This is a genomic window from Pantoea sp. B65, from assembly GCF_047308185.1.
In the GTDB taxonomy this organism is placed as follows: Bacteria; Pseudomonadota; Gammaproteobacteria; order Enterobacterales; family Enterobacteriaceae; genus Erwinia.
In genome coordinates, this window is sequence record NZ_JAHXPU010000045.1 from 195,899 (window position 1) to 204,729 (window position 8,831).

General features: G+C 55.6%; 2 protein-coding genes. Both read left to right on the top strand.

Going from position 1 to position 8,831, the window contains the following annotated elements; all coding sequences use genetic code 11:
- Positions 1–374 precede the first annotated feature (374 nt).
- Entirely contained in the window at positions 375–6,017 is a 5,643-nt protein-coding gene (locus JWF83_RS25070) for a hypothetical protein (RefSeq protein ID WP_413653212.1), read from the top strand.
- Between the two features lie 106 nt (positions 6,018–6,123).
- The coding region (locus tag JWF83_RS25075; RefSeq protein ID WP_413653213.1) for a hypothetical protein at positions 6,124–8,831 on the top strand (2,708 nt) is incomplete at its 3' end.

Consider the following 8,831-nt stretch of genomic DNA (forward strand, 5'->3'; position numbering starts at 1 on the left):
TCTTGTTATTTTAGAACAGTATTCGGCAATATACCGAAGCATAAGACGCAAACCGAATATATTTTTCTACTGCCATCTCAACCTTGTGGGCAAACTCTCAACCATGCGCTTCAGGGCGCCACAGAAACGGCTGCCCGCTAACGTGGCTGCTGTTACCGGCTGCCGCTCTGCGGATGGTGACACAGCCGCTAAACCCGCCGCGATCGGATCGCGATCCGGTTTTTATTTCCCCCATTAATCTAAGCTGACAGGGTATTTTTCAGCAGGCGCAGGCACGCCGGTATCACTCTATCTCGCGGTTAAGACGGTAACGGGCTAACGCTTGTGGCTATTTCCACCGGCAGAGATGCCGTCTCTAATCATGGAAGATAATTGTGAATATAACCAACGTGCTATCTGGTGCCAGCACCACGCAAACGCAGCCCTCAGACTCCACTTCGCCACTGTTTAATCTGCTGCGCGCCATTATTAATACCCGTTTTGGCCTCTCCGCCGCGGCATCCACCATTGACTACTGTCGCGCTTTCGCGCAGGCAAAACGCTTACTGGCGGTCCCGCAGACGGATAGCGGCAGGTTTGTTGCCACTGTCCGCCAGCGATTAGCACAACCAATGGCGCAGGCGCTGATGCGACCGGCGGCGGATACGGAATCTTTCCACAGTCTTAAACGCTGGCTACCTGCCATTCCCGAACCGTTACTCAGCAATACTCAGTTGCACCAGCTGATCTGTCTGGCACTGGATATTGATACGGAAAAATTTGTCCGGCTGAATATCGCGACCCGCCTGCAGTGCCATTTTCCTGAGCTTAACCAGCTATTAGTGGCGGAGATCAATCTGGCCGCGGCCCGCTACGAAAGAGGCATGGCGCAGACGGCGCTGCCGCAACTGATGCGGATGAAGGTAGTCAGCGAGAATCTTGCCTTGCTGCATCCATTGTTGCCGGTCGCGTTATGGAGCGTACAGATATTGTGGCAACTGAGTCAGCAGGGGATGATCCGCACACTGGACAACGAACTAAAGATCCAGCTGCAGCAGTGGCTCAGCGCGCTGGATATTGCCGCACCACTCGCCGGGCATCAGCCGCGCGCCCTGGCTGATAGCCAGCTGTTTAGTGCACTGAATAATTGGACAGAACAACGGCTGCGCGATCTGCGCGGCAGTGACGGTAATCGCCCGCTGCAGGAGCGCGCGTATCATATCACCGCAATAGCCGGCGATTATCAGCAGCAAATCGTGACAAAACCGCCAGTCGCGCCCGCAATGGTGCGCCTTGCAGCGCCTGGCTGGCAGGTAAACAGCGCACTGAATATGGCGGAGAGTATGCAGGGGGAATTGCTGGTAAACACCCTCACCTGTTATGAGTTACTGAAGCGGGAGAGCCGGCCGTACAATATTGCTGTCGCCTGCGCCGTGCACGCGGGCAACCGCACCAGCAGCGTGCAGGAGAAGTCATCTGGCGCGCTGTTCAGCCATATGCTGGTGACGGATACGGATAACCAACTCTGGCGGCGCTGGCAGATCGAGGGAGGAGACAACGCATTTTATTTATCCGGTGTACAGATACCTGCCGCCCGGCTGCGGCCGCTGCTGCTGAAACCCCTGGCCGGGGCGCAGGACCAACTGACTGACCTGCCAGTTGCCGGGGATATGCCAGCCGCAGAAAGCATTGCGCCGCTACTCAGCACGATGATGGCATGGACGCAGCAGCAACTGTCGGCAATTGACGGAATACCGCTGCGATTGCAGGCGGTAACCAATGTACCGGCGCAGCAAAAACTGGCGGCCAGCGGTAGCTGGCTATTTACCGGCGCAGCGGCGCAGAGTGTCGGGTTATCTGCGGCAGCGCCGCCGTCTGCCGGCGCGCCGCCAGCCGGGGTAACTGCCGATGACTTCTGGCAGTCGCTGCTATTTAAATACCGGGAAACATTGACCCAAACACCACAGGTCACTCTGCGCCAATATCACCGCGGCACTATCAGGGATAAGGTGCTGCCGCTGAAAACGGCACTGCAAATGCTGGAGCTGCAACCGCCTGAAACAGGGCCTGTGGTGCTGAATTACCCTGCTGGCTGGAGTAATGCATTACGCACAGAAGTGGATGATTTTGTGCTGAAAAAAGAGATTCCGGCGCTGGATGATACCCAACCGATGGACTGGGAGAGTGCGGATAATCAGTATGCCAGCTGGCTGACAGCCGTGGGGTTAGCGAATCAGAGCCTTGAACGGATGAGCGCCATCATTCATCAGCTGCAGTCACCGGTATGGGATATCAGACGTTGGATCGAAGATCAGATTCACGCCATGGTGAAACAAACGGGTGGCGATAGCAATAAAGTGAATGCCAGTACGCCGATCGGTGTTGGCGTCAGAATGCCTGCCGCTGCGGGGCGTCAGCATATTCCGACCCCGCTGGTTGCTGGTGAGTGGTATCCGGTTGACCCCACGCGAAAATATACGCTGCAGGATATTTTGCTGCGCGAACACTACCGGGGTTATTACCGCCCGGAAGCGCTGGAGCTGCAATTTCCGCCGGAGATCAACCAGCAGCTTAAAGAAAGCATACGGCAAACCGATTTGCAGGCTATCTATATGAACCAGCTGACGGCGACGCTCGCCGCAGGTGAAGTGAAACAGGGCATGCTGGCGCTGTTTAACGTGATGTTTGATCGCGTCTTTGACGCCTGGTATCAGCAGAATAAAGCCGGCAAGGGGGCGATTGATGCCCATAAAATCCGCGCGGCGCTGGAGCAAAAACGATATTTTCGCCTGCAATGGCAAGGTTATCAGCTGAACAATCTGGTGTTTATTGCGCAGGAGGCGGGTAATGATCAGCAGGGAGTGATTTTTTCTTTATGGGATGAAAAGTACTGGGCGGTAAATATTGATCCGTTAAGACATCTCTCTTGTCTGGATAACAGTGACGCCAGTGAACTGCTGGAACGCATTTATAGCAGCCTGTCGATTCAGGGGCGGGTGGCGTGCAAACCGGCGACGCTTGAAGAAAATAAGATTGTGATTAATACCTCCGGGCATTACATCATCGAATTTATCGGAAAAACCTGGACGCGAAAAAACTGGATAGAACCAACGGCGGATAAATCCCACCTCTCCCTGCTGCCGACGGCGCATCTTGCTGATGATTTATTTGCCACCTTCGTTGCTACTCTGCGGGCAGATATGGATTATCTGGCTAAATCTGACCGGGAACATCTGCTGGATAGCGCGATAGAAGTGCTGAACACCATTGCCATGATAATGGGTATTTATGTCGTGCCACTGTTTTCGCTGCCAGCAGGTCCGCTGAGTATTGCCGCTGGCAGGATGAGCGCCACGCTGGCCAGCTGGCGCACCAGCCTGATGATTAGCTGTGGCTTATCGATATTCCCTAACCTGGTGCGCGCCGCTACCACTGACCGGCGCGAACAGGCGCTGAGATCCTATCTGGACGCCCTGATGGGGCTGCTGGGAGAGGGGAGCGGCTATCTGGCCGCTAAGTATTTTCCGCGGGTGATTGCCTGCCTGTTCAAACAAGCAGGCAAAGTAGTGAAGGTTAGCATTGATCAGATCCCCGACCCGGTTATGCAGCGGATTATCCGGCATGCAAAACAGGTTTTTAGTGGCTGGCAGGCAGAGATCTGTCAGATAGCCGGTATTCCGGCGGCAGGAAGTGTTGTTAACCAGAGCTATTCGTTACCGTTTTATCCCGGCAGGGCTCCTGCGCCAGCCTCCGATATCTGGCAAGAGCTGACCGACCTGCCGCCGTTTATTGACCACCATTATGGCGCGTTGCTGCAGGCGGACGATCTGTATCGCGATCCGGGCAAAATGCCGGCCGTAGTGCAGGATTATCTGCGCAGTAAAGAGCATCAGGTGCAAATCGGTGTGCTGCTACGCTGGAACAACCCGCAGGATAGTCAGCCTGAGCGGAGTTATCTGCTCAGAGTGAATTCTCCGCAGCCACAGACGGGTTCCCCCTATAGCGAATTTGATGATGTGATCGTCGAATTTGTCGGCAGCGATGATAACAAAGCGCAAAAGATCAGGGGATTAGCCGTTAATGCTAAAAATGACTGGCTGCAGATGCTGCCAGACCAGCCAGAGAACCAGAATAAAACTGTCAGTGTCGAATGGTTTGCCACGCCGCAGGGGGTACTGGCACGCGAGCAGGTGCTGCAGTCAGCTCCCGCGCCAATCTTCTCATTTGCAGAAACCATGGTAGTGCGCGCCGGCTGGTATCACCAGCTGGCGATACCCCGTGCCTTGCAGCAGATAAGTCAGTTGCAGCAGAGCGCGCGCCAGGAGATTTTTTTGACTGAAAATCAGATCAATGTGCGTGATAATCGTGCCGATCCCCAGCGGCTTAGCCTGACTCTTGGCGAACTGTTTGCCAGCGGCAGATTGCGCGCTTTCGATGCACTGGCGGAAAAAATTCGGGTGCTTGCTGAACATCCGATTAATAAACAGCCGGTAGCATTGCCGGGGGGGAGTTATCTGCTGATTGGCACCGATTTACGTGGTATCAGCCGCCATGAACACAACGATACCGTGGTAATAACCGATTTTGGCGCCACAGTGTCACGGTTGCGACAGCATCAGCTGCAGGGGTACCGGCCACAACAGGTGGCAGATGCCGGGATGGCAGCGGTGATCAGTAGTCTGTACTGTGCGCGGGTGGATGATTTTTTACTGCACCGCCAGCACCTGCCGGAGCAGCTGACTGGTCCGGCATTACGTATCAGCCGGCTGGCGCAGAGCGCCGGTTTATTCGGCAGACAAATACACTATCTGCGCGTGCCGCTGATCGTGGCGATTAAAAATCCGCAAAAAGGCAGTCAGCTGGTGAATGATTATCTGCCGGCCAGCGAGATTCTGTTTGTGCTGGCTCCGGATGATCTCATCGGGCCGGTTGGCGATATTCTGTCATCCCTGCGCGAACAGCCGATCCCGGTCAGACCACTGCTGATTGAGAACGTCCCGGCGCTGGTGCGCGCTATGGTGCTGGCGGAAAGTTATGCGTTATTGCCATCGTTCGATGATGCGCAGCAGGCGCTGGGAGATAACCAGTATCGCCCCTGGATAACAATTATTAACTTACAGGCAGCCAGTGGTTTTATCAGTAATCTCGCGGCGCAGAGATTACGTCAGCAGACTGATGCGGATAGCTGGCATGATTTTCTCGGCGAGCGCCCGTTGTCGGTAACCAGCCTGGGGGATATCAGCAATGCCCAGCCGGGCGCCCGTCTGGCGTTTTTTGCCGTGACCGCCGGACCAGGGAAGCCACCGCTGTCACACGCCATGATGATGCTGGATGATGGCTCTGCGGTGGGAACCCATAATCAACTGATCGGGGGGCGCCATGGCTGGCAAAAAATCTGGCTCACCAGCCTCAACTGGCTTAACGATAAGCAGCATGGTTTTGTGCTGGCCGTGAACGGAACTCAATTCCGTTTGCAGATTCAGAGCGCGCCGGCGCAGCCTGCCACACCGTCCGCGGCACCGGCCCAGGTGGTCAGCCGTGAGGTCAGCAAATTACTCACCAAGGCCAGCTATTATGCCCGCAATCCTGACACGCTAGATGCCCGTATTCTCAGCCTGAAAATACCCGGCTGGCAGGTAGTCGCTAAGCTATATCAGCAGGCGGGTTTACCGGCGATGGAGGTAGCGATCACGCGAATAGCCGGGGCAGAAATGACTGATTTATCGCAGATTAACGCCGAAAAAGGGCAAATGATCCGCACCCTTGATGAGTTTCTTGCCACCCCGCCAGGTTCCGCCATTTTCTTTGTTGAAAACCTCGCAGATAAACCTCTTTTGCAGCATGTGATGATCATGGCTTATGGCGGATTTGCTATCGGCGTGAACAATCAGATCATTGGCGGTGGCGCAGGCTGGCAACGGCTTCCGTTAATCGGCCTGGCATATCAGCCGGATTGCCGGCTGGGTCTGAGAGTTGTCGCAGGGCAGCGAGGATTTAGCTGTATTGTCCTCCCGCCGGCAGCGGACCGGCCGCAATAATCGCGGAGCTGGAAGAACCAATATATCCGACTATTCTGAACATGGCAGCTATGCAGCTCCAGGCTGGTAGCACTAAGGACATTGTTACAGATTAGGGATGATTATTGTGAGTATAACCAACCAGTTCTCAGGCCGCGCGTTGGTGCCGCCATCTATGCCGACGCCAGCCACCGCCAGCCAGCCGCGGGGATTAATCAGCCTGTTAAAGGCGGTGGTTAATCTGCCTGTCAGTCTGTTTTCTTCGGCCCCGCAGCTGAATTATCGTCATGCTTTCGTGCAGGCGCGCCAGCGCTGGCCGATCCCGCAACAAAGCGTTGCGGAATTTATCGCTGCGGTGCGCCAGCGGCTTCAGTCACCCGCGGCGCGGGCGATCATGGCGCCACCGCCGGAAGCTTTTGGCGATCTGAATCGCTGGATGCCGCTGATACCGCAACCGCTGCTTAATCAACAACAGCTGCAACGCTTGTTCTTTCTGGCGTTGCAGCAGGATAATCCGGCCAACGGCGATGACGGCCAGTTAGTCTGGTTTGAACGGCATTTGCCCGCGCTGCATCATGTGCTGACCGATGAAATCTTTCGCGCGGCAACCCACTGCCAGCAGGATATGACAGCCAGCCTGGTCCCTCAGCTGTTACGTCTTCAGCTGTTCAGCGATGCTCTGCAGCGCATCCATCCCTTGCTGCCGACGGTGATATGGGCGGCGCAGCTATTATGGCAGATAGATCGGCACGGACTGATGCAGGCAGTGGATGGTGAACTGCGCATTCAGCTGCACCAGTGGCTGGCGCTGGCTGATGGCGGACACCCTTTTGCCGCGCTGGTGCGTCATCCGCTATCTGACCTGCAGCTGTATCAAATGATCAACCGCTGGCTGGATCAACGTTTGCCGCTATTGCACGGCAGCGACGCTAACCGGCCCGTTATGGATGCCGCCAGCAGCCATACGGCGCCCGCCACGGCTTATCCGCCAGCGCCAGCCTGCGGGCTGCCGGATAGCACGCCGCCCGCGGTGATGCAGGCCAATGGCTGGCTGGCCAACAGCATGCTGAATATGCCGCCAGCCAGCAGCAGTGAATTGCTGATCGGGCTACAACGCTGTCATGAATTATTAAAACAGGAACATCTGCCGGTCAACCTGGCGGTGGGGTGCGCGCCGCGCGCTGAAAACCAGTCGCTGTCGCTGCCGGAGCAGGACGCGGTCATGCAGTTGACACGTGCGCTGGTGCTTAATCAGGGAACATTGTGGTCACAGCTGCGCATTGAAAGTGCGCAGGACAGGCTGCTGCTGCAGGGGGTGGCGATTGCGCAACAGTCGCGGCCATTACCACTTACTCCACTGGCGGGACCTGAGGACATGCTTATCATCCTGCCGTCAGCGCAGCCTGAGACGCAGAGTACTGGTGCGGTTATCGCTTCACTAATAACGTGGACAGAGCAGCAGCTCAGTTTACCGGCGATCGCCAACCGCCTGGTGGCTGTGCGGGCGATTGGCGATGCCGTAGTCTCAGCGCCAGCGGCCGACAACCTGGTGACGCCGCTGCCGCCGCACCCGTTTAACGCATGGTTGCAGCACCATTATCTGCCAGCTGATGATAAGCCCGCCGCATCGATATGGCAGGGTTCGGCATGGCCATTAGCTGGCGCGGCGGCGCAAAGCCCTGTGACGCCGCGCGTGGTGAAAAGTAATCCGGGCCGGGCGACACTGCCTTTTCAACCGGACGAATTCTATGAATCCCTGCTGTTAAAGTACCGCGCGGAATTAATCCGTTATCCACTGGTGACGGTAACGCAGATCGATATCAATAATAATATTATGGACCGCAGCCTGTCGCTGCCGCAGGCGCTGGAGATGATTTATCAGGCAGAGGCGGCAGTGCCGCCGTTGACGCTGAATTATCATCCGCAATGGAGCCCAGACCTGCGTGGCGAAATGGAAAATTATATTTTAGGGCACACATTACCCGATATTAATAGCAGCCGCGCCATGGACTGGGATAGTCCGCAAAATCAGTATGCCGCCTGGCTGACCGGCGTCGGTGCCGGCAAACGCAGCCTGGATAATATGGTGGAAATGCTGCAAAAAATTCAGGCGCCGGTATGGGATATCAGGCGCTGGCTGGCGGGAAAAATCACGCAGATGGTCGAAGAGTGTGGCGGCGATAGCAGCAAAATTACGGCCGCGACCCCGGTGGGGGTGGGAGTCAGGCGATCTTCGATTCCCGGCAGGCAAAATTATCCCCTGCGGCAGCCCGACAGCTGGCATAAGATCGGTGATTTTACGCTGCAGGATATTGTTACGCGCCTCTATTTACGCAAAGGCTATCGCTATGAGAGCCTGGAGTTTCGTTTCCCGCCCGCGATTGCTCCACAGCTGAAAGCGCGGTTATTACAGGCGGATATCCAGTCCAGCTATATGGATGAACTGCAGGAGACGCTGGCGCGCAGCGAGGTAAAAGAAGGGATGCTTAGCCTGTACCGTTCGCTGTTTGACCGGGCAATGGAAACCTTTTACGAGAGCAATAAAGCCAGTGTGCATATCGATAATCATCAAATCCGTGCGGCGGTGGCGACGGGCAGAATTTATCAGCTTAACTGGCAGGGAGAAAAGCTAAACAGCCTGCTATTTATCCCGGCCGACAGTGAGAATAAATATAAAGGGGTGATTATCTCTCTATGGGATAAAAAAAGTTTTGTGGTCAATATTAATCCGAAAATCGCCATCAGTTTTTATCAGCAGGGACAGGCCAGTGAATGTCTGCAGCTGATGCTGAAAAATATGTCAGTCAAAGGCCGGATGCTTAGCACTATTAATAC